General features: G+C 63.6%; 21 protein-coding genes. 2 read left to right on the forward strand and 19 right to left on the reverse strand.

The genetic code is table 11. The features are described 5' to 3' along the window. Positions 1–82: 82 nt before the first annotated feature. Positions 83–874: a DUF899 domain-containing protein gene (locus OKW37_RS33540; protein WP_184049403.1), complete on the reverse strand. Its 792-nt coding sequence runs from the start codon at positions 872–874 to the stop codon at positions 83–85. A 297-nt stretch (positions 875–1171) separates the two neighbouring features. Between OKW37_RS33540 and OKW37_RS33545 the strand changes: the two genes are divergently transcribed. Then, positions 1172–1615, forward strand: coding sequence for a VOC family protein (locus tag OKW37_RS33545; protein WP_187613934.1), 444 nt, complete (start codon positions 1172–1174; stop codon positions 1613–1615). A 53-nt stretch (positions 1616–1668) separates the two neighbouring features. Here the strand turns inward: OKW37_RS33545 and OKW37_RS33550 are convergent, their stop codons facing one another. The 9 genes from OKW37_RS33550 to OKW37_RS33590 form a co-directional block, all read right to left on the reverse strand. Continuing rightward, positions 1669–2046: a BON domain-containing protein gene (locus OKW37_RS33550; protein ID WP_429403493.1), complete on the reverse strand. Its 378-nt coding sequence runs from the start codon at positions 2044–2046 to the stop codon at positions 1669–1671. 30 nt (positions 2047–2076) lie between these two features. Further along, positions 2077–3222 carry a porin gene (locus OKW37_RS33555; RefSeq protein WP_184060604.1) on the reverse strand — a complete coding sequence of 382 codons (1146 nt, stop codon included), beginning with the start codon at positions 3220–3222 and terminating at the stop codon, positions 2077–2079. A gap of 138 nt (positions 3223–3360) precedes the next feature. Next, complete coding sequence (locus OKW37_RS33560) at positions 3361–4986, reverse strand: 3-(methylthio)propionyl-CoA ligase (protein ID WP_429403494.1); 1626 nt, start codon at positions 4984–4986, stop codon at positions 3361–3363. 49 nt (positions 4987–5035) lie between these two features. Then, complete coding sequence (locus OKW37_RS33565; RefSeq protein WP_429403495.1) at positions 5036–5392, reverse strand: Rieske (2Fe-2S) protein; 357 nt, start codon at positions 5390–5392, stop codon at positions 5036–5038. A 32-nt stretch (positions 5393–5424) separates the two neighbouring features. Then, positions 5425–5991, reverse strand: a complete 567-nt coding sequence (locus tag OKW37_RS33570) for an RBBP9/YdeN family alpha/beta hydrolase (protein ID WP_090809461.1) — start codon at positions 5989–5991, stop codon at positions 5425–5427. 18 nt (positions 5992–6009) lie between these two features. Then, the gene (locus OKW37_RS33575) at positions 6010–6858 is read right to left on the reverse strand and encodes a TauD/TfdA dioxygenase family protein (RefSeq protein ID WP_184060596.1); all 849 of its coding nucleotides are present in this window, start codon (positions 6856–6858) and stop codon (positions 6010–6012) included. Between the two features lie 10 nt (positions 6859–6868). After that, entirely contained in the window at positions 6869–7849 is a 981-nt protein-coding gene (locus OKW37_RS33580; RefSeq protein WP_429403496.1) for a quinone oxidoreductase family protein, read from the reverse strand. A gap of 107 nt (positions 7850–7956) precedes the next feature. Continuing rightward, positions 7957–9279, reverse strand: a complete 1323-nt coding sequence (locus OKW37_RS33585) for an MFS transporter (RefSeq protein WP_090809457.1) — start codon at positions 9277–9279, stop codon at positions 7957–7959. A gap of 154 nt (positions 9280–9433) precedes the next feature. Further along, on the reverse strand, positions 9434–10489 hold the full coding sequence (locus OKW37_RS33590) for a 3-keto-5-aminohexanoate cleavage protein (protein ID WP_090809455.1): 1056 nt from the start codon (positions 10487–10489) through the stop codon (positions 9434–9436). A gap of 243 nt (positions 10490–10732) precedes the next feature. Here OKW37_RS33590 and OKW37_RS33595 point away from each other — a divergent pair, with 243 nt between their 5' ends. Continuing rightward, positions 10733–11734 carry an AraC family transcriptional regulator gene (locus tag OKW37_RS33595; RefSeq protein ID WP_429403497.1) on the forward strand — a complete coding sequence of 334 codons (1002 nt, stop codon included), beginning with the start codon at positions 10733–10735 and terminating at the stop codon, positions 11732–11734. A gap of 88 nt (positions 11735–11822) precedes the next feature. Here OKW37_RS33595 and phaC read toward each other — a convergent pair whose 3' ends face one another. The 9 genes from phaC to gltS form a co-directional block, all read right to left on the reverse strand. Continuing rightward, entirely contained in the window at positions 11823–13565 is a 1743-nt protein-coding gene (gene phaC / locus OKW37_RS33600; RefSeq protein ID WP_429403498.1) for a class I poly(R)-hydroxyalkanoic acid synthase, read from the reverse strand. A 14-nt stretch (positions 13566–13579) separates the two neighbouring features. After that, a complete protein-coding gene (locus tag OKW37_RS33605) occupies positions 13580–14050 on the reverse strand; it encodes a MaoC family dehydratase (RefSeq protein ID WP_429403499.1) in 471 nt (156 codons plus the stop codon). Between the two features lie 84 nt (positions 14051–14134). Continuing rightward, complete coding sequence (locus OKW37_RS33610; RefSeq protein WP_429403500.1) at positions 14135–15082, reverse strand: electron transfer flavoprotein subunit alpha/FixB family protein; 948 nt, start codon at positions 15080–15082, stop codon at positions 14135–14137. Positions 15083–15095: 13 nt separating this feature from the next. Continuing rightward, positions 15096–15845 carry an electron transfer flavoprotein subunit beta/FixA family protein gene (locus OKW37_RS33615; RefSeq protein ID WP_429403501.1) on the reverse strand — a complete coding sequence of 250 codons (750 nt, stop codon included), beginning with the start codon at positions 15843–15845 and terminating at the stop codon, positions 15096–15098. Positions 15846–15916: 71 nt separating this feature from the next. Then, positions 15917–17719, reverse strand: a complete 1803-nt coding sequence (locus tag OKW37_RS33620; RefSeq protein WP_429403502.1) for an acyl-CoA dehydrogenase — start codon at positions 17717–17719, stop codon at positions 15917–15919. A gap of 212 nt (positions 17720–17931) precedes the next feature. Continuing rightward, a complete protein-coding gene (locus OKW37_RS33625; protein ID WP_090809441.1) occupies positions 17932–18936 on the reverse strand; it encodes an AraC family transcriptional regulator in 1005 nt (334 codons plus the stop codon). Positions 18937–19058: 122 nt separating this feature from the next. Beyond that, the gene (locus tag OKW37_RS33630; protein WP_184060580.1) at positions 19059–19520 is read right to left on the reverse strand and encodes a hypothetical protein; all 462 of its coding nucleotides are present in this window, start codon (positions 19518–19520) and stop codon (positions 19059–19061) included. 110 nt (positions 19521–19630) lie between these two features. After that, the gene (locus OKW37_RS33635; protein ID WP_429403503.1) at positions 19631–20491 is read right to left on the reverse strand and encodes a class I SAM-dependent methyltransferase; all 861 of its coding nucleotides are present in this window, start codon (positions 20489–20491) and stop codon (positions 19631–19633) included. Between the two features lie 42 nt (positions 20492–20533). Continuing rightward, positions 20534–21736 carry a sodium/glutamate symporter gene (gene gltS / locus OKW37_RS33640; RefSeq protein ID WP_429403504.1) on the reverse strand — a complete coding sequence of 401 codons (1203 nt, stop codon included), beginning with the start codon at positions 21734–21736 and terminating at the stop codon, positions 20534–20536. Positions 21737–22125 lie beyond the last annotated feature (389 nt).

Genomic DNA, 22125 nt, shown 5'->3' on the forward strand with positions numbered 1-22125 from the left:
CTGGGCTCAGATTTCACCTCGAAACTCTACGCTCGAAGTGAGTCACTCGGAGAAACGACAGCGATCGATGATTCGTCAGGCGCTAGTCGTCGCGTTTCCGAAACGCAGCCTCTCCGGCATCTGACACCTCGACCCACTTCGGATCGGGAGCCGCGCCGGGGACGTAAGTGTCGTTCCAGTTCCACCACTTGTACGGTCGGCTCTGCGGGTAGCCCTCCGGCGAATCCTCCCACGTCTCCTGCCGCCCGAGCGCCGTCATGTCAAGGTAGCTCCAGATCGTGCCCAGCGCCTCGTCCCCACGCCCGTTAATGAAGTACGTTCGGAACACCCGCTCGCCGTCCCGGATGAACGCGTTGTGGCCGTGCCATTCGTCCACGCCGAAGTCGGCGTCGAAACTGTCGGTGATGGTGTACCAGGGGATCATGTCCCAGCCCATCCGGGTCTTCAGCCGCGCGATATCGGCTTGCGGCGCGCGGGACGCGTACACAAGCGTAGTGTCGCGAGCGTGCAAATGGGCAAGGTGGGAGACCTGATCGGCCCCCAGGGAACAGCCAATGCACGCATGCTCTGGCCACCCGTGCACGCCGGGCTCGAAAAAGGCGCGATAGACGACCAACTGGCGGCGGCCGTTGAACAGGTCGAGCAGGCTTACTCTGCCCTCCGGCCCGTCGAACGCATACGTTTTTTCCACGGCAAACCATGGCATCCGCCGTCGCTCAGCGGCCAGCGCGTCGCGGGCACGTGTCAAGGCTTTCTCCTTGACGAGCAGATGCTCGCGCGCGGCCTCCCATTCTTGCCGCGACACAATCGGTGGTGTCTTCATGGCAGGCTGTCCATCTTTCCCACGCTTCTCAGGTGACTTGATCGTCGTCATCGTGACCTCCGGGTTAGAGCGATGTCCTGTGCGTTCGGGTCGGAAGGCGATTCGCTCACCCGGCATCGCTCGCTGTTGATGATGGGGTAGTTTAGGCCGCCGGACATCGAATGGTGGGAGTGACAAATGTGACGCGATTCAGGTGCGGCTCGATTCAGAAGGAGCAGCGCTAGCGACCTCGATTCATCGCTGGTCAAAAGGCGATGGAATCCCGTGGGTAGCCAAGCGACCGCTTAGCGGATCGGGGCAGACTATTATGTCCGGCAACCCATATTCGCCCACCACCCGGAGGTGACGATGAACGCGATCCACGAGCTCTACCCCTATCTGCGCGTGCGCAACGCCGCACGGGCTATCGAGTTCTACGCGCAGGCATTCGGCGGCGTCGAGCAATTTCGCCTGACCGAGCCAGGCGGCCGCATCGGTCATGCCGAAGTGAAGATCGGTCCCGCGACTGTGATGCTGTCCGATGAATATCCCGAGCACGACATGCTCGGACCGACCGGCGACAGCCGGCCGAGTGTGCTGCTGCATATCCACTGCGACGACGTCGACCAGTTGTTCGCACGAGCGGTTGCAGCGGGCGCAACCGTGGTCCGCCCGCTAACCGATCATTTTTATGGCGAGCGCTCGGCGACCGTGCGCGATCCATTCGGCCACGAATGGATGCTCGGCGCGCAGATCGAAGCGCTCACGCCCGAAGAGATGCAGCGCCGTTACACGGCGCTGTTCGACAGCTAGTGGATTGTTATATTGGGCTCCTCGCGCTTAATCCCCCGATGCGTGAGCTCTTTTTACATCCCGCCGAACGGCTTTTCCACCGTGAGCTTGTTGGTCACCGAAGTCACCCCCGGAACACCCTTCGCGATCTCCGCGACCTGATTGATCTGGGAAACCTCGGTGACCGTGCCGCTCAGCGTCACCGCGCCGCCTTTTGCGATGACGCTTATATTGCCGGCGCTGATCTCCTTATGCTTGCCGATCGCGGCATACACCTGCCGACGCAGCGCGCGATTGGCTTGCCTCGAGCTGACGGGAGCGGCTGCGCTAGCTGACATCGCAGGTGCGCCCGAAGCTGCACTAGCCGTCTGGCCCGACTGCGACCATGCGTTGCTCGACGCGGCCAGAATCAATATGGCAATCGCCAACGCGCGTGCCTGAATGCTTTTCATCGAATACTCCAGTTGTTATAGGCGACGTAATCAGAAGTTATGGCGGATGCCGACCATGGCCGCCGTGGTGGACACGCCAGGTGCAACCGGGGCGCCATAGACGATGGTCTGGTTCATGGTCCCCCTATTGTTGACATAACCCACCTGCGCGTAAGCCTTGGTGCGCTGCGACAGGTTGTATTCCGCGCCCACGGCGAACTCGCCCGAATGGTTCGCCGAGTTGTTCTTGTCTTTCAGGTAGTAGTACCCGGACGTGATCTTGAAACGCGGATTGAACTGGTAGCCGAGGCCCCCCGAGATCATTTCGAAGTCCGCGGTGTTGGTATGGGCCGGGTTCTTGCCGGCGCCGTACGAGGCCGACACCGAAAATCCGGCGATCGTGTACATCGCACCGAAATAGTAGAAACGGTTGTTCGCAAGCCCGGTCGCGGGGATAGCGGGCGCCGCCGGGTAGGTGATCGGGTACGGGTTGGTATCGTGGCCGTTGTAATACAACGCGGACAGATTCAGACCGTAGTTCGAATACTTGAGCACGGCCGACTCGCGCGTACCGCCCTGGAACTGACCGGCGACGCCGCCCGGCGCGTACTCGAGCGCGAGCGACGCGCCATGGAATTTCGGCGAGTTGTAGACGAGCGCGTTGCTGTCGTACAGCGCGCCGATCGGCGCGTTCGTGCTCGTGCCAGGCCAGCCGGCCGCCTGATTGATGCCCAGCCACGCGGTCAGAACACTGCCGAAATACTGCGCGCCGCGGACGTCGGTTTCCGCCATCGCGTAGATCATCGGAATGATCTGCCGCCCGGCGTCGAAGGTACCGAACGGCCCTGATGCGCCGACCGTCGCGAACTGGTTGAAGATCGCCGTGACGCCCGGCGTGTCGGACAGACCGAACTTGCCGTTCGCGGTGTTGAACGCACCCTGCAGCTTGAAGTTGATCTTGTAGCCGCCGCCGATGTCTTCGCTTCCCTTCATACCCCAGAAGCTCGAATAGATACCGCCGTCCTTCAGCTGATAAATTTTGCCCGTGTTCGGCGCGTGCGGCAGAAAGGTAGCGGCCGATGTGCTCTGATACAGCAGCCCCGTATCGACTACGCCATAAAGCGTCACTGACGACTGCGCATGAGCCGCGGTGGCGAAAATGGCCAACACGACAGCGCTGCTTGATTTCAACTTCATTGTGTCTCCTTCGCGTACCGGCGGTGGCGCAAAAGCCGATGCTGCGGTCGCTTCAATTGGTTGGTGGTTTTGTGTGCGCCGGGCGTACCCGGTCGCGTTGTTGCGTGAATCGAACTGCGTTGCTGCGAAAGCCGTGCGTCAGGGCAGGTAGTAGTTGCCGAACTGATCGCGTAACTGGTTCTTCAGGACCTTGCCTGTTGCGCCGATAGGCACCGTGTCGACGAACACCACTGCATCGGGAGTCCACCAGCGCGCGACCCGGCCGTTGAAGAAGGACAGCAGTTCGTCGCTGGCCAGCTCGCTGCCCGGTTTTTTCACGACCAGCAGCAGCGGCCGTTCGTCCCACTTAGGATGCCGTGCGGCGATACACACTGCCGTCGAGACTTCCGGATGCAGATAAGCGACGTTTTCGATCGCCGCCGAACTGATCCATTCGCCGCCCGACTTGATCACGTCCTTGCTGCGATCGGTGATCTGCATGAAGCCGTGCCGGTCGATCGTCGCGATGTCGCCGGTCGGAAACCAGCCGTCGCACAATGGCGACTCGACGTCGGCGCCGAAGTACTGCTGCGTGACCCAGTGACCGCGCACCTGCAGATCGCCAGCGCTCTCGCCGCCCCACGGCAATTCATTACCGTTGGAGTCGACGATCCGCATGTCGATGCCGAACAGCGCGCGTCCCTGCTTCGCCTGAACCTTGTACTGATCCTCCATCGGCAGCGACTGCTGATGCGCCTTGAAGCTGCAGACCGTGCCGATCGGGCTCAATTCGGTCATGCCCCACGCGTGCAGTACCTCCACCCGGTGACGCTTCTGGAACGCCTCGGTCATCGCGGTCGGACACGGCGCGCCGCCGATCACCGTGCGTCGCATCGACGAGAAGGTCCCGCCCATCGCATCGACATGCGTGAGCAGTCCCTGCCACACCGTCGGCACGCCGGCCGACAGCGTCACGTGTTCCGTTTCGATCAGTTCATAGAGCGACTTGCCGTCGAGCGCCGGCCCCGGAAACACCAGCTTCGCGCCGACCATGCAGGCGATATAGGGCAGTCCCCACGCGTTCACATGGAACATCGGCACGACCGGCAGGATCACGTCGCGCGCGGAACAGTTCAGCGAATCGGGCAGCGCCGCCGCGTAGGTGTGCAGCACGGTCGAACGATGGCTATACAGCACGCCCTTCGGATTGCCGGTGGTGCCCGACGTGTAGCACAGCGACGACGCGCTGTTTTCATCGAGCAGCGGCCATTCGAAAACGTCGTCGTGCAACTCGAGCAGATCCTCGTAGCACATCAGCATGCCGTTCAGGTCGTTCGCTTGCGGCATGTGCGCGCGATCGGTCATCGCCACGAATACTTTCGGGCTCTTCACCCGGGGCGCGACGCTCTCGATCAACGGCAGAAAGGTCAGGTCGAAGAACACGACACGATCTTCCGCATGCTCGATGATGTACGCGAGCTGGTCGACGTGCAGTCGCGGGTTCAGCGTATGCAGCACGGACCCGGAGCCCGACACCGCGAAATAGAGCTCCATGTGGCGATAGCCGTTCCACGCGAGCGTCGCGACGCGCTCGCCCTGGCCGACGCCGAGCGTCGACAGCGCGTTGGCCATACGGCGCGCGCGCTGCGCGAGGTGCCGATACGAATAACGATGGATGTCTCCTTCCACGCGTCGCGACACGATTTCCTGTTCGCCGTGATGGCGCTCCGCGTGCGTGAGCAGCGCGGAAACCAGCAGCGACTGCTGCATCATCAAGCCTTGCATCTTTCCGTCTCCTGATTGGTTGTGGCGTCTCGGGGCCGGCCTACCGGCCTTACGTTGCCGCGCTACCGGCTCGCGCTTGCGAGGGCGTCGCGTTCGGCGCGTCGAGACTCACCACCACCTTTGAATCCACTATGTCGACCGGGAAGGTCGTCACGCTCAATCCGCCTGTTCCCGCCATGCAGCCCGTGCGCACGTCGAAGCGCAGACCGTGCGCCGGGCAGCGCAACATGCAGCCTTCCAGCTGGCCGCTCGACAGCGCGGCCCCGTTGTGCGGACATGTGTTGTCGATGGCGTGAAGCGTGCCTTCGATGTTGAACAGCACGATGCTGCGGCCATCTATGAAGGCCAGCTTGCGCTGGCCCGGCGCGAGCTCGCCGGCAACACCCACCACGATCCGACGCGACATCCCAGACTCCTTCTGATCCGACGCGGGCCGCGTCACATCAGTACCAGGCGGCGAATCAACGTCTCCGCCATTGGCCATTCGCCAAAGCCCGAAGCAGGGTTGAGGTGCCCCACTTCGCCGAGATCGACGAGGCGGCTGCCCCAGTCCTGCGCCATCTCCTGCACCCGCTCGAACCGCCCGAGCGGATCGTTGCGGCTCGCGCCGACGATGCTCGGAAACGGCAGCGGCTTGCGCGGAATCGGCAGCCAGCCGTTCTGCTCGAGCGTATCCAGCTCCGGATAGCCCGCCGGCATCGGCGTCTCGAGGTCCGCGGGCGCCGCGAGCAGCGCAGCGTGAATCTCGCGCTTGTGCTGCGCCGCCCAATGCACGGTGATCATCACGCCAGCGCTATGCGCGACCAGAATGACCGGGCCGTCGATCCGCGCGAGCGTGGCATCGAGCGCCGCGACGCGTGCCGCGCAACTGAGCTTGTCGTGCTCGAGCGGCGGCACCGACAGCGCTTTCGGCAGCCGTTGCTGCAGCAGGGTTTGCCAATGCTCCGCGACGTGGTCACGCAGACCCGGAACCATCAGAATGGTCGGTTTCAATTCGTAATTCATGGGAAGCTACCTGCTAGTTCAGTACGGCTTGTCGCCGACGATGCCGGCGCGCTCCATCTTGCGGTGGCACGGCGGGTAGTCCATCACCGCATAGTGCTGCGTGCTGCGGTTGTCCCAGATCGCGATGCTGTTCTTCTGCCAGCGCCAGCGCACCTGGTACTCGGGGATGTACGCCTGGCTGATCAGATAGCGCAGCAGATCGCCCGCGCCCGGATTCGCGTCCTGCCCGAAGCGCACTCGCTCCGGCGTGTGAAAGTTCGTGAAATGGCTAGTGAAAGCGCTCACGAACAGCACCTTTTCCTCCGTTTCCGGATGCGTGCGCACGACCGGATGCTCCGCGTCCGGAAATTGCGCCTTCAGCGCGAGACGCTTTTCGATCGGCATCGCGGCACCGAAGCTCGCCTCGATGCTGTGGCGCGCGCGCAGGTCCGCGATCTGAGCCTTCACGTGCGCCGGCAGCTTCTCGTAGGCGAGGACCATGTTCGCCCACATCGTGTCGCCGCCGACGGGCGGACACTCGACGCAGCGCAGCACGGCACCGAACTGCGGCGCTTCGCGCCAGGTGGCGTCGGCATGCCACGCGTTTTCGTAACGGTCGTTGGGCTGATCGGGGGTCTTGTAGATACGCACGAGGCCCGGATTTTCCGGATCGCTGCCCGCGACCGGATGGTCTTCCAGTTCGCCGAAGCGGCGCGCGAACGCCACGTGTTCGGCACGCGTGATGTCCTGGTCGCGCAGGAACAGCACCCGGTGCTTCAGCAGCGCCGAGCGGATTTGGGCAAACAGGCCATCGTCGTAGACGGCGTGGGCGAGATTCACCCCTATCAGTTCGGCGCCGATCGAGCACGTCAGTTGTTCGACTCGCATGGCTAGCTCCTTAGATGACGAAGATCGACGAACCCGTCGTCTTGCGCGACTCCAGATCACGATGGGCTTGCGCCGCATCTTCGAGCGCATAGCGCTGATTCAGCTCGATCTTGATGCGTCCCGAGGCGATGAGCCCGAAGATTTCGTCGGCAAGCTCGTCCTTCTCGGCCGGGTCGGCGATGTAGTCAGCCAGCGCCGGGCGGGTCAGATAGAGCGAGCCTTTCATAGCCAGCAGTTGCGGATTGAACGGCGGGATCGGGCCGGAGGCCGTGCCGACGCAAACCAGCAGACCGCGGCGCTTCAGCGAATCGAGCGAGGCCTCGAAGGTGTCTTTGCCGACGCTGTCGAACACGACGTTCACGCCGACGCCATCGGTCAGTTCGCGCACGCGCTTGGCGACGTCTTCGTGGCTGTAGTTGATGACGTGGTCGCAGCCGTGCGCGCGAGCCACCTCGCCCTTGGCCTCGTTCGAAACCGTGCCGATCACGGTCAGACCCAGCAGCTTCGCCCATTGCGAAACGATCAGGCCGACACCGCCGGCGGCGGCATGCAGAAGGATCGTGTCGCCCGCCTTGAAGTCGTGAATGCGGCGCATCAGATACGCGCAGGTCAACCCGCGCATGGTCATGCCGGCAGCCGTTTCGCAGTCGATCGCATTGGGCAGCCGGATCAGCGGCGCGGCCGGAATCAGGCGTTCGGTGCTGTACGCGCCGAGCGTGTTGAGGAAGCCCGTGTAAGTCACACGATCGCCCACCGCGACGTTCGTGACGTCCGGGCCAACGGCCTCGACCACGCCCGCGGCCTCCACGCCCATCCCCGCGGGCAGCGGGACCGGATACAGGCCGCTGCGAAAGTAGGTGTCGGCGAAATTGAGGCCCACTGCCTGATGGCGCAGGCGAACCTGACCGGGACCGGGGTTGCCCACTTCGACGTCCTCGTAGCGCAGCACGTCGGGACCACCGGTTTCATGAAAGCGAACTGCCTTTGCCATGTTGACTCTCCAATTCTTTACTTGATCTGCACTTTGCAGAATTCGTTGCGCCAGCGGCGCAGTTACAGGTTCGGTGCTCCGCGCCGTCCGCGCGGCACCATGCGATGTCAGCGTGCGGCCTGCTCGCGCAGCGTGTTCAGCCGATCCAGATCGCCCGAGTAGTTCCGTTTGCCGATCATGAATGCGGCGGCCGCGACGAGCGGTGCGAACGGCACCAGTTGCAACGCGCCCAGCAGTCCGATCCGATCGGCGATGATCCCCGTGAGAACAGCCGCCGGCGCGAGGCCCAGCAGGTTGTTCGCGAGCGTCAGGGTCGCAAACGCCGAGGCGTGAATCGTCGGCGGCGTGAGGTTCGCCACCATCGCACCCGACGGGCCGCTCGCACCGGCGCAGAAGAACATGCCGGCGCCGATCACGACCAGCTGCCATGGCCCCGCGGGCATCCGCAAGCCAATCGCGAGCAGAACGAAACAGGCGAGGCAGAAGGCGATTGCGGCGCTCCACTTGCGTTCCCGCATGTTCTTGCTGAGCCGGTCGGCGAGGTTTCCGCACACCACCATGCCCACCCCGGTCACCAGCACGAACACCGCCGCGCACATCGCAGCCTTGCCGGTGGCCATGCCGTAATAGCGATTCAGGAAGCTCGGCATCCATGCCCACACAGCGGCGGGAACCAGCAGATGGAGGCCGCTGCCCACATAGGCGCACACCACGGACTTCGTCGAAAACAACCCCTTCATCAGCGCGCGCAGGCTCATGCACATGCCGCGCGATTGCGCCTGCCTCGTCACGCTCGCCGGCTGCAGCGGCACAAGACGCTTTTCGGTGACGACGAGGCGGTAGATCACGACCAGCACGACCCCCATCGCCGCCATGGCGCCGAATGCCGAACGCCAGCCGAGGTGAGCCGCCACCGCGCCGCCGAGCGCCATGCCCAGCACCGAGCCGAACGCGCCGCCCGCCATGAAGGTGCCGGTCAGCGTGGAGCGCAGCCGGACCGGAAAGATGCTCAGAACAACTGCGATACCGACACTGCCATAGGCCGCTTCGCCGATTCCGACAAAGGCACGTGCCAGCAGCAACTGCCCATAGTTCGCCGAGATCGCGCAGCCCACCGTCGCGAGACTCCACATCGCCGCCATCAGCACGATGCTCTTCACGCGGCCCCAGCGGTCGGCCAGAACCGACAGCGGGAACGTGAGCACACCGACCATCAGCGCGACCACGCTGCTGAGCGAACCCAGCTGCGCGTCGGACAGATGCCATGCCGCCTTGAGCGGCGGAAACACGGCATTCAACACTTGCCGCGACATATAGTCGGAAAGCAGCAATCCGACCGTCAACGCAAACACTACCCACGCATAAGCGCGCACGTCCGTCTGAGCTGCCGAAACTTCGCCCGTCGTGGGGGCTGCATGCTGAACGAGCATATTTTGTCTCCTTCCACGCTGACTCCCTTGCGGCCGCCTTGCCCCCATGGGCCGACGACTGTTATGGATTCAGCTATCTGCTCCCCGCTATGCACCGGAAGCGTTAGCCATGAAGCCCGGCCTCGGCCAATGCGCCGGCCCGGGCTCCTGGTGATCACGCCGCGCGAAGCGGCAGGTTCCTGACACCGGCCTGGCGGTTCGGCGCCATGCCGTTGGCGACCAGCGTCTCTTCGACCGTCTCGTACTGCACACCAATACGATAGATCTCGCGCGCTTCTTTGCCAGTGGCAATTTCGCGCCCCAGTTCGCGCGCGACGCGCACGCACTGCTCGATCTGCTGCACCGACGTGAAGCGCTTGCCGTGCTGATCGATGATCGTGTCCTCGATGCCGCAGCGCGGATGCAGGCCCATCGACATCGCCATCATGTTGAACGGCAGCACGTTCTTCAGCAGCGACTCGGCGGTGAGCGTGCAGCCATCCGGCGCGCGATGCACGAAGTTGAAGAAGTTGAATGGATTGGGGCCGTCGAAGCCGCCACCGATACCGATCCACGTCAGATTCAGCGGGCCCTTGTAGACGCCCTTGCGCACGAGGCGCTCGAGCGTTTCGAGCGCGTGAATGCCGGTGAGCTGGAAGTGCGGCTGGATGCCCGAAGCCTGCAGGCGGCGCAGGTGTTCCTCGACCCATGCGGGGCCAGCCGGCACCGTCATTTCACTATAGGCGGCCATGAACCCGGGGTTGGAAAGCGAGGTGCCTGCCAGATACTCCGGATAGAGCAGCTCCATGATGTTCATCTGCGTGGTGTTGATCGCGACCGTCACCTGATCGGGCTTCGGATCGAGATCGGCCAGCATATGGCGCGTGTCGTCGGACAGCCACTTCGCGGCTTGTCCGTCGTCTTCCGGTGCAAACGAGATCGAGCCACCGACCTGAATGATCATGTCGGGCACTGCCGCGCGCACACCCGCGATCAGTTCATTGAACTTCGACAGGCGCTTCGAGCCCTTGCCGTCCAGTTCGCGCACGTGCAGGTGCAATACCGTGGCGCCGGCGTTGTAGCAGTCGACGGCCTTCTGGATCTGCTCGTCCATCGTCACGGGGATGTCTTCCGGGAAGTCCTCCGGCATCCATTCCGGGCCGTAAGGGGCGGTGGTGATGACTACCTTGTCCTGATTCTCAGGGTGCAACGAATCGTCGAGAAATTGCATTTGTTTGCCTCCATCCAGTTTTGAAGTGACGGTGTTCCGCTATCGCGAGGTCGCATGAAAATTTGCTGGAACACATCGAACGACATGTGCCCACAATACGGCAATCGCGCGCTACACTTTTATGATTGGACGCCATCCTTTTAGCGATTCGTGCCACTGCGTGTTAACACCAATAATTGCGCGAAGCATGTGTTTAATGACTAGAAAAAATACTCAGCGTGTGAATCGTCCGGAGAAACTACGATGGAAACGATGGTGACGTCGGTAGCCATGAGCGGCTATTTCGAAGTGACGCGACGGCTTGGACTCAATCCGGTCGAGCTCGCGAAGCAGGCAGGCATCGACGCCGGCGCGCTCGCGAATCCGGACGATCGCGTATCGGCCACCGCCTGTTGCCGGCTACTGGAAATGACGGCCGAAAAGGCGTCGTGCCCGACCCTCGCGCTGCAAATGGCGGAAACGCGGCAGACCTTCGGCAGCGGCGTGATCAATGTCCTGCTCGCGCACAAACGCACGCTGCGCGAAGTGTTGCTGGCCGCGGCCGAATACCGCCATCTGCTCAACGAAGCGCTGGCGGTGTACGTCGAGGACGCGGACAATACGGTCACCATTCGGGAGGAACTCGTCGTCGAACGGGGTACCCCGACAAGGCAGGCGATCGAACTCGCGCTCGGTGTCCTCGCGCGGCACTCCGGTGCTCTGCTCGGCAAGTTCTGGAAACCGCGCGAGGTCCACTTCACGCATCCGGCGCCCAAAGACCTGACGTTTCATCGACGCTTCTTCGGCTGTCCGCTGGTGTTCAGCAGCGACTTCAACGGGTTCGTCTGCGCAAGCGCCGATCTCGACTACCCGAATCCACTGGCCGATCCTGAACTCGTGCGCTATGCGGAAAGCCTCGCCTCTCCCCTGAACGTGAGCGCCGCGGAATCGGCCGCGCTGGAAGTTCGCAAGGCGATCTACCTGCTGCTACCGCTCGAGCAGGCGAACGCGGAGCTGGTTGCACGTTATTTGCATCTGAGCGTGCGCACCATGCAACGGCAGTTGAATTCGGCCGGCACCAGCTTTTCGGATCAGGTCGAGGAAGTCCGCGGCGAACTCGCCGTGCGCTACATGAGCAATCCCACCTATCCGATCGGACGGGTCTCGGCGCTTCTCGGCTACGCGCAACAGGGATCGTTCACGAACTGGTTCGTGTCGCGCTTCCACATGACGCCGCGCGACTGGCGCGCGAGCCATGCGAAGTGACGGCCGGTGGCAGTGAAGACAAAAAAAACGGAGGGTGATGCACTGAGCATCACCCCCCGTTATCGCCGCACCCGCTATCGCCATCCGGTCACTCGGCGCGAAGCTTCACATAGCGGCCCGGTGCGCTCTCGATTGCCTTGTACTTCCTGTTGCCGAGCTTCGTGCGCGCCTCGACCTGCTCGCCGGAATGCTGCTTGACCCAGTCGATCCAGTGATTCCACCAGCTGCCGCGCTGCTGAACCGACGTTGCGAGCCACTCGTCGGCGTTCTCGTCGCAGGTATCGTTGGTTCGGTAGCTGCGCTTGTTCTTCGACGCCGGATTGATCACACCCGCGATATGGCCGCTTGCCCCCAGCACGAACTCGGTTTGACCGCCCAATAGTTGCGTCGACTGATAGGCGGACCGCCACGGCACGATGTGATCTTCCTCGGCCGCCATCAGATAGCTTGGAATATCGATGTTGCCGAGATCCACCGGCGTGTCGCAGAACTTCAGTTTGTTCGGCACGCGCAGACTGTTTTCGAGGTACATGTTGCGCAGATAGAAGCTGTACATCGGACCGGGCAGATTGGTCGTGTCCGCGTTCCAGTACAGCAGATCGAACGCGGCCGGGGCTTTGCCTTTCAGGTAATTGTTCACGACATACGGCCAGATCAGATCGTTGGCACGCAGCGACTGGAATACGAAGCCGAGTTCGCGTCCGGGATAGAGCCCACCGCCACCGATCGCATGCTCGCGCATCGCCACGCCCTGCTCGTCGATGAACACGCCGAGATCGCCCGGGTCGGTGAAGTCGAGCAACGCCGTCAGCAGCGTCAGGCTGGCCACGGAGTCGTCGCCGTTCGCACGCATGACCGCCAGCGCCGACGACAGCATCGTGCCGCCCACGCACCAGCCCAATGCATTGACCTGGTCGGCCCGGCTAATCGCACGCGCGACGCTGATCGCCTGCATCACGCCGTCCTCGAGGTAGGCGTCCCACGTGGTCTGCGCCATGTCCTGCTGCGGGTTGCGCCAGGACACGACGAACACCGTCAGGCCCTGCTCACAGGCGAAGCGCACGAAGGAATTCTCCGGCTGCAGATCCAGGATGTAGAACTTGTTGATGCACGGAGGAACGATCACGAGCGGCCGCGCGGCGACCTTGGGTGTCAGCGGCTCGTACTGGATCAGCTGAAACAGATCGTTCTCATAGACCACCGCGCCACTGGACGTGGCAACGCTGCGGCCCACTTCGAACGCGCTTTGATCCGTAATCGAAATCGAGCCGCTGCCCAGATCGTCGAGCAGATGCGTAACGCCCGCGAGCAGGCTCGATCCGCCCGATTCCACCGCCGCCCGGATGACTTCGGGATTCGTCGCGACGAAATTCGCGGGGCTGGCGAAGTCGATGAACTGGCGCATGAAAAAGCGCAGCTTGTGCTTGCCCTTTTCGTCGAGCGCGCTCGCCTCGACGAACTCCGCGAGTGCCCGGGCATTGATCAGATAGCTCTGTTTCAGAAGGCTGTACCAGCCGTTGCTGGACCAGTCGTCGGCGTGAAAGCGCCGGTCTCCCTGCTCGGGCTCGGCGACCGCCTTCAACTCCGTGCGCCCGCCGACCAATCCGGCGACGGCGTCGCTCCACAGTTGCGCCTGCTGTTGCAGATAGTGGGCGCTCGTGTGGGTCACGGAGCCTCGCGCAAACGGCCCGTTGAAATCGAAGTCCGAGCCGTCGGTGTCGGGCACCGTCGTCGCGTATTCATCCTTGACCGGCGAAAAACGCCATAAATCGAAGCCGGCATTGACCCAGCCCGTGGAAAACTCGTGTGGCATGCTGAATGGCATTCTCATGGCGGGGCTCGCTATCATGCTTTGCTGACGGCGCAAGCCGCGTCCGCGACGACACGGTCGCGGCAGGTTGTCGGCATGACCACGGCGTCGCCTTCGATCACCACCTTGCCGCCGACCGTGCAAACGGTGGACAGCACCACGCGGCGCTTGTCGTGAATCAGTTCCTTGACGGTCACTTCGGCCTGCACGGTGTCGCCGGGTCGAACCGGCGCCTTGAAGCGCAGGTTCTGGCCGAGGTAGATCGTGCCCGGGCCGGGCAGCCGCCCCGCGATCGCCGCGGAGATGATGCTGGCGGTCAACATGCCGTGAGCGATGCGCCCCTTGAAGGGTGTGGTTTGCGCAAACTCCTCGTTGATGTGAACCGCGTTGATGTCTCCCGACGCGCCCGCGAAGAGCAGAATGTCCGCCTCCGTGATGGTCTTGGCGAACCGGGCACTCATGCCCGGTTGCAGGTCTTCGAAATCGTATCCGTTAAGCTCATTCATGATTATTCCGCTTGCTGGGCGCGTATTTGCCCTCTCTTCTGGCACGTACTGCGCGTTGTGCCGGACGCTAACCGCTGGATGCGGTTAGCCGAGCGCCTGCTCGAGTTCCGGCACGAGGGTGAACAGATCGCCAACGAGGCCGTAATCGGCGACGCCGAAGATCGGCGCTTCTTCGTCCTTGTTGATCGCGATGATGACTTTCGAGTCCTTCATGCCGGCCAGATGCTGGATCGCACCCGAGATGCCGACCGCGACGTACAGTTGCGGCGCGACGATCTTGCCGGTCTGGCCGACCTGATAGTCGTTCGGCACGAAGCCCGCGTCGACCGCCGCGCGCGATGCGCCGAGCGCCGCGCCGAGCTTGTCGGCCAGCGGTTCCAGCACCTTCGTGTAGTTCTCGCCATTGCCCAGACCACGGCCACCCGACACGATGATTTTCGCGCTCGTCAGTTCCGGACGATCGAGCTTCGTCACTTCGCGGCTCACGAACTGCGCGAGGCCTGCGTCGGCTGCCGCTTCGATCCTCTCGACCGCTGCGCTGCCGCCTTCGGCCGCGACGGCATCAAAACCGGTCGAGCGCACGGTGATGACCTTGATCGGATCAGCCGATTGCACGATCGCGATTGCGTTGCCCGCGTAGATAGGACGCTCGAACGTGTCGGCGCTATCCACTGCCGTGATGTCGCTGATCTGCGCGACGTCGAGCTTCGCGGCGATACGCGGCGCGATGTTCTTGCCGTAGGCGGTGGCCGGCGCGAGGATGTGCGTGTAGTGCTTCGCCGCATCTTGCACAAGCGTCAGGACCGTCGCTTCGACGTTTTCCGCGAGGCCTGCGGCCAGTTGCGGCGCATCGGCGAGCAGCACCTTGCTGACACCCGCGATCTTCGCGGCCGCATCGGCCGCGCCCTGCGCGTTATGTCCCGCGACCAGCACGTGAATATCACCGCCGATCTTCTGTGCCGCTGCGATCGTGTTCAGCGTCGCGGCCTTGATCGACGCATTGTCGTGTTCTGCAATTATCAGGTTCGTCATTTCTCGGGTCTCCTCACAGCACCTTCGCTTCGGTCTTCAGCTTCTCGACCAGCGTCTTCACGTCCGGCACCTTCACACCGGCCGAGCGCTTCGGCGGCTCGGCGACTTTCAGCGTCTTCAGACGCGGCGCGACATCGACGCCGAGGTCTTCGGGCTTGAGCGTTTCCAGCGGCTTTTTCTTCGCCTTCATGATGTTCGGCAGCGTCACGTAGCGCGGCTCGTTCAGGCGCAGATCGGTCGTGACCACGGCCGGCAGCGTCAGCGACAGCGTTTCCGCGCCGCCGTCCACTTCACGCGACACCGTCGCCTTGCCGTCCGCCAGGACAAGCTTCGACGCGAACGTCGCCTGCGGCAGATTCGCGAGCGCGGCGAGCATCTGGCCGGTCTGGTTGGAGTCGTCGTCGATGGCCTGCTTGCCCAGGATCACCAGCTGCGGCTGCTCCCTGTCGACGAGCGCCTTGAGCAGCTTCGCGACGGCGAGCGGCTGCAGGTCTTCGTTCGATTCGATCAGGATCGCGCGATCCGCGCCGATGGCGAGCGCGGTGCGCAGCGTTTCCTGCGCCTGCGCAACACCGGCCGACACGGCGATCACTTCGGTCGCGACGCCCGCTTCCTTCAGACGCACCGCTTCTTCAACCGCGATTTCGTCGAACGGGTTCATCGACATTTTCACGTTCGCGATATCGACGCCCGTACCGTCCGATTTCACGCGGACCTTCACGTTGTAGTCGACCACTCGCTTGACTGCTACAAGAACTCTCACGACACTCTCCTTCCCACACCGATAGGGCCGAGCCCTACCGCTTTGAATGACACATCACGTCCGTTGATCGATCAGAACTGGTCTTCGCGCAGCGCCAGCGCGCCTTCGCCATCGCGAGCGCCGCGAACCGCCGCTTCGAGCGCGATTGCACGAGGCAGCACCTGCGTCGCGAAGCTATGCGCGGTCGCGATCTTCGCGTCATGGAAGGACGGATCTTCGTCGCGCTTGTCGGCCGCCAGCACGAGCGACCGTGCGACTTGCCAACCCGCGAGCACGATACCCGCGAGCATCAGATAGGACACACTGCCGGCGAACACCGCATTCGGATCGCTTTTGACGTTCTCGACCACGTAGCGCACCGCGCTGTACAGCGCCTCGCGGCCGGCGGACAGATGACGATGCATCGCCTGAAAAGCCGCGCTCGAACCATACGAGGGGTGCGCTTGCACCGCGGCCAGGGTCGCGTCGATCTGCGCGAGCAGCATCCCGGCCACCTCGCCGTTGTCGCGCATGGTCTTGCGGCCGACGAGGTCGTTGGCCTGGATCGCCGTCGTGCCTTCGTAGATCGGCAGAATGCGCGCATCGCGGTAGTACTGCGCGGCGCCGGTTTCCTCGATGAAGCCCATGCCGCCGTGCACCTGCACGCCGAGACTCGTCACCTCCAGCGACATCTCCGTGCTCCAGCCCTTCACGATCGGCACGAGATATTCGTAGATCGCCTGATGATTCGCGCGCGTCGCGCCATCCGGATGACGATGCGCGAGATCGCAATGCGACGCCGACACATAGGCCAGAGCGCGTGCGCCTTCGGTCAGCGCGCGCATCGTCGAGAGCATGCGCCGCACGTCGGGATGCTGGATGATGGCGACCGACTGCTTCGCGGAGCCATCCACGGGACGGCTCTGCACGCGCTCCTTCGCATACGCGACGGCCTGCTGGTACGCGCGATCCGAGATCGCCACGCCCTGTACCCCCACGGCGAAGCGCGCGGCGTTCATCATGATGAACATGTACTCCAGACCGCGGTTCTCCTCGCCGACGAGCTGCCCGATCGCGCCGCCGTGATCGCCGAACTGCAGCACGGCGGTCGGGCTCGCCTTGATGCCGAGCTTGTGTTCGATCGATACGCAGTGAACGTCGTTGCGCTCGCCGAGCGAGCCGTCTTGGTTGACGAGGAACTTCGGCACGACGAACAGCGAAATGCCTCTCACGCCTTCAGGCGCGCCCGGCGTGCGTGCGAGCACCAGATGCACGATGTTTTCCGTCATGTCGTGCTCGCCCCAGGTGATGAAAATCTTCGTGCCGAAGATCCGGTACGAGCCGTCGCCCTGCGGCTCGGCGCGGGTGCGCACGAGCGAGAGGTCGGAGCCGGCTTGCGGCTCGGTCAGATTCATCGTGCCGGTCCAAACACCTGCGATCATCTTCGGCACGTAGCGCTGCTTCAGCTCCTCGCTACCCGCCGTCAGCAGCGCTTCGATCGCGCCGTCGGTCAGGAGCGGGCACAGCCCCAGCGACAGGTTGGCGGCGTTGAGCATTTCGATGCAGGGAGTCGACAGCAGCTTGGGCAGATCCTGACCGCCGTATTCAGACGGATGTTGCAAACCCTGCCAGCCGCCTTCGCTGAACTGGCGAAACGCGTCCTTGAAACCGGCCGTGGCGGTCACCACGCCGTCCTTCCAGGTGCTCGGGCTGCGGTCGCCGTCGACGTTCAGCGGCGCGAGCACGCCTTCGTGCAGCCGCGCGGCCTCTTCGAGCACCGCACGAGCGGTGTCGGCGGTTGCGTCCTCGCAGCCGGGCAAGCCCGCCAGTTGGTCGATTCCGGCCAGTTCCGTGAGTGCAAACAACATTTCTTTGAGAGGCGCGACGTAGCTCATTACCATTCTTCCGATCAGATAGTCCGTAGGGAAAGTCACCCGTCTGGCACCGATGCGGCCGGGGTAACGTATGGCTGAATCGTAGCGTCGGACAGGCCCTGCCCGGTTGTCCAAACCGGACGATCTATTGACATCTCTGGCCACGTCGGAGGGAGTAAGCGCCCCGTGGGAACTGCGTCGGCGGGTGTTGCCGACGCATCGATATGACGCGATCAGCCACCCCGGCGATAGGCCGCCGGGGTGCTGCCGGTCCAGTGACGGAACGCTCTGTGGAATGCGGTGGGGTCGCCGAAGCCGACGTCGCCCGCGATGATGGCGATGGGCTCGCGCGTGCCCGTCAGGCGCTGGATCGCGATGTCGCGGCGCAATTCGTCCTTGAGCATCTGGAACGCCGTGCCTTCGGCGGCAAGATGACGGCACAGCGTTCTGACCGAGCAGTGCAGGCCTTCCGCCGCCTCTTCGATGGACGGGACGTCGGGCAGCCGGGACGCGAGATGTTCCCGCACGCGATGACTGAACAACTGCTCGTTGAACGAAACGAAGATCCAGTCTTCCGGCGCGCGAGCGAGAAACCTGCGCAGGTTCGCCTTGCGCTGACGCACGGGCAGGTCGAAATAGCTGCTGCTGAACTGCATCGAGGTCTGATTGCAGTCGAACTTCGCCGGTCCGGGAAACAGATAAAGATACTCGAGCGCGTGAGCGGGACGGGGAAAGGCGAACTGCACCTGCAACAACGCAATCCGTTGACCGATCAGCCAGGACGCGATCCCATGCGCAAGCTTCAGCATCAGCTCCTGGCCCAGCATGCCGGGTTGCGCTCCCGTGCTTCCCGGACGCAGCGCCAGGCTCGCGACGAGGTCGCCGCGGCGCGACTCGAAGCGGAAGTCGTCCAGCACGAGATGGAAGAACTGGCCGAACCGGTGCATCGCGGATTCGAGATTCGGCGCATCCAGCAGGCTCAGGCAAAGAAACTTCAGCGCGCCGCTGCGCAGCGGGCGCGAGAAAACGCCGGGCATCTCATCGTCGAGTTCGATCGCGAGCGAGCGGTAGAGCGTGGAGAACTGTTCCTCGGTGACGCGCGCTCCAGGCTGGTCCAGAAGCGCGCGCGGAATGTTCGCGCCCGACAGATGCCGGTCGACGATATCCGGCCGCGTCCCGACGCTGCCGAGGAACCCGTTGACGAGCGAGATCGGTACGGTTGCGCCAGGAGCTTGCATGAGAAGGTTCCGCGAGGCGAAGACGCATCAGCATAGCGCCTCCCGCCGCATCGTGGCGAGGGTTCGGCGAATCGCTACGCGAGTGCCGCGTTCGGGGCCCGGTGGTTCCGGTAGCTTGCCGCCTATTGCGCCGATGCGTGCGAGCGCAGATATGGCACGTAGCCGTTCTGAATCTTCAGGATCTTCTCGGCGCACGCGTCATAGTCGTCGCCCTTCGCGCTGTCGGGCCCATACATGCCGCGGCACTGCGCGAACAGCGACAGCGTCGCGCCGCCCGTGCTCTTGTTCGCGCGGGTCGCTGAGAAAGCGGCTTTGCCCGAATCGTCGGGCACGTCGGTATCGATCGCGACCGCGTCCGCGCGGATCACGTGCGTGTCGGAATGCTGCTCGATATAGCGTTTCGTCGCCGCCCACGCGGCATCGCAATTCGCCGGTGTGCAGTCGATCACCGCGTCGCGTTGCGCGGCGCGGAGGTTCGGCTCGCTATGAAGGATCTCCTGCTGGGCGCGCTGCGCCTGCTTTTCCGGGGACGAGCAGGCGGCGAGTGCACATGCGACGAGTGCGAAGGCAGCGATCTTTTTCATGAGTAGACTTCGGAGGCCATGGTCGAGCGCGATTATAGCGGTGCGGGGAAAGCGATTGCGTATTCACGACTCACATGCCGGGTTGGTAAGTTCGGTTGGCGTCATCGCCCTTAGGTGTTCGCCACCAGCAACTCCTCCGCATTGCCCGGCGGTCGCAGCCCATCCGTCCGAGCCGCGAAGTAGCGCTGCGTCAGATCGGCCGCGGACACGTGCCGCGCGTCGTCAAAGCCCGCTGCGCGCGCCATGGCGATCATCTGCTGCGGCATGAAGAAGCTGATGAACGGTGTACCGCTCGCACGCGCGCCCTTCTCTGCCATTTCGAGTCCGGGGCGCACGTCCGGGTCCGCCATCTCCAGCGGCAACAGGAACGTCATCGCGAACGTCGAGCCGCGCGCCAGCCCGGCCACTTCGCGCAGCGTCGCCGCATTCGCCTCTTTCGTCAGATACATGCTGACGCCGGTCGACACGACGACGGCCGGCCTGCTTTCGTCGAAGCCTTCGGCGACGAGACGCTGCCGCCAGCTATCGCCCGCTTCGAAGTCGACCGGCACGAAACGCAGCCAGTCCGGCAGGCCGAAACCAAGCTCGCCAAGCCGCTGACGCTTCCACGTTTGCGGTCCCGGCGGGTCGACCTCGAACACGGTGAGCCGCGACGCAATGTCGGGCCGGCGTTGCGCGAAGCTGTCGAGACCGGCGCCCAGAATCACGTATTGATCCACACCGCGCCCGGTCTGCTCGACGACCAGATCCTCGATAAAGCGTGCGCGCGCGACGATCGACGCGCGAAACGGCCGCGTGAATCGCGGATCCATGTCGCCACGGCTGCGCCAGTCTTCGGCGGGCGCCAGCAACTGCAAGCCGACTTCGTCTTCGAGCACGTGCGGCGGCGCGTCGGCCTGCACGTGCAGCGCACGCCATAACGCGACGCGCGCGGCGGTGCTGTCGGGTGCGATGTGTCGTGGATCGCTCATGGTATTTGCCCGCTTGGGTTGATGTGCCAATGCCACCGCTGCTCAATGGAACAACGGCAGCGCGAGAAACAGTTTGATGACGATCGCGTTGACGATGTCCATGAAAAACGCGCCCGTCAAGGGCACGATCAGGAACGCGATATGAGAATGGCCGAAGCGGTTCGTGATCGCCTGCATGTTCGCGATCGCGGTCGGCGTGGCGCCAAGTCCGAGGCCGCATTGCGCCGCGCACAAGACGACCGCGTCGTAGTTGCGGCCCATCGCGGGGAACGTGATGAATACCGCGTAGAGCGCCATCAGCAGCGTCTGTGCCGCGAGGATCGAGATGATCGGCACCGCGAGCGCGGCAAGCCCCCATAGGTCGAGCCGCATCAGCGCCATCGCGAGAAAGAGCGCGAGCGCGACGTTGCCGACAAGCGCGACCGCGTGCTGGTCGATCCGCACACGCACGAGCGCGAGCACGTTGCTCAGGATCACGCCGATGAACAGCGTGCAGACGAACGTCGGCAATTCGAACGCGGTGTCCGCGATCCAGTCGGCAAACATTTCGCCGCCCGCGAGGCAGATCGAGATCAGCGCGAGCGTCGTGATGATCGCGGCGGGCGTGGTGGCCTGCTGCGCCTTCGGTTCTTCGAAGACCAGCGTTTCGTCCTTTAGCTGTTTGACGCGCAGCAACTCGTCGGCGCTGATCCGCCGCATCAGCAGCCGTGCGATCGGACCGCCGAGCACGCCGCCCATCACGAGGCCAAACGTCGCGCAGCCGATCGCGATCTCGGTCGCCGACTCCAGTCCGTGACGCTCGGTAAAGATCTGGCTCCACGCGGCGCCAGTACCGTGGCCGCCCGACAACGTGACCGAGCCGCCGAGAATCCCAAGCAGCGGATCGACGCCGAGGGCGAACGCGAGCAGCAAGCCGACCACGTTCTGCAGGATCAGCAGCCCGCAGACCAGCGCGAGAAAGCGGATCAACACCGGGCCGCCCGCCTTCAAACTCGATAGATGCGCATTCAGACCGATCGTCGAGAAGAACGCGAGCATCAGCGGCGCCTGCAACGTCGAATCGAACCTGACCTGCACGTGGGTGGTGAGGCGCGTGATCAGCACGCAGATCGCGACGATGAGCCCGCCTGCCACCGGCGCCGGAATCGAATAGGTCCTTAGCACGCCGATCCACTGCACGAGCTTTTCGCCGAGCAGCAGCACGAGCGACGTCGCGACCAGCGTGGCATATACGCCAATAGTCATGAATGGCCTCCGAGCGGGAGCGTGACAACGTTTTCTGTTTTCCCGGCGCGACGCCGCGGCGCATCGGAATGCGGCAAGGCTTTGTCGTCATCCGGAGCGCGCGCGAACCTGCGACATCTTAGCCAATCCGTCCAGGCAAAGTATGTTTTTCCTTGGGTTTTATCCGGCAAGGTCGGAGCCCATATTGGGTTTCTCAGTACACGGAGTGACCGACAGATTCTCGCACTGACGTGAATTCAAAGTAGCGGGAACAGGAGATGCGTAGCTCTGCAGGATAGCCCGACGAGCGCTGTCTGATTGCGTCGCAAGTATTGATCGGATGCCACCCAACCAGGAGATGTCATGAAACCAATTCTCTACCGCCGGCGGCGAGCAGTTCGCCGTCCGCC

This window comes from Paraburkholderia sp. MM5482-R2 (assembly GCF_050436125.1).
GTDB lineage: Bacteria > Pseudomonadota > Gammaproteobacteria > Burkholderiales > Burkholderiaceae > Paraburkholderia > Paraburkholderia tuberum.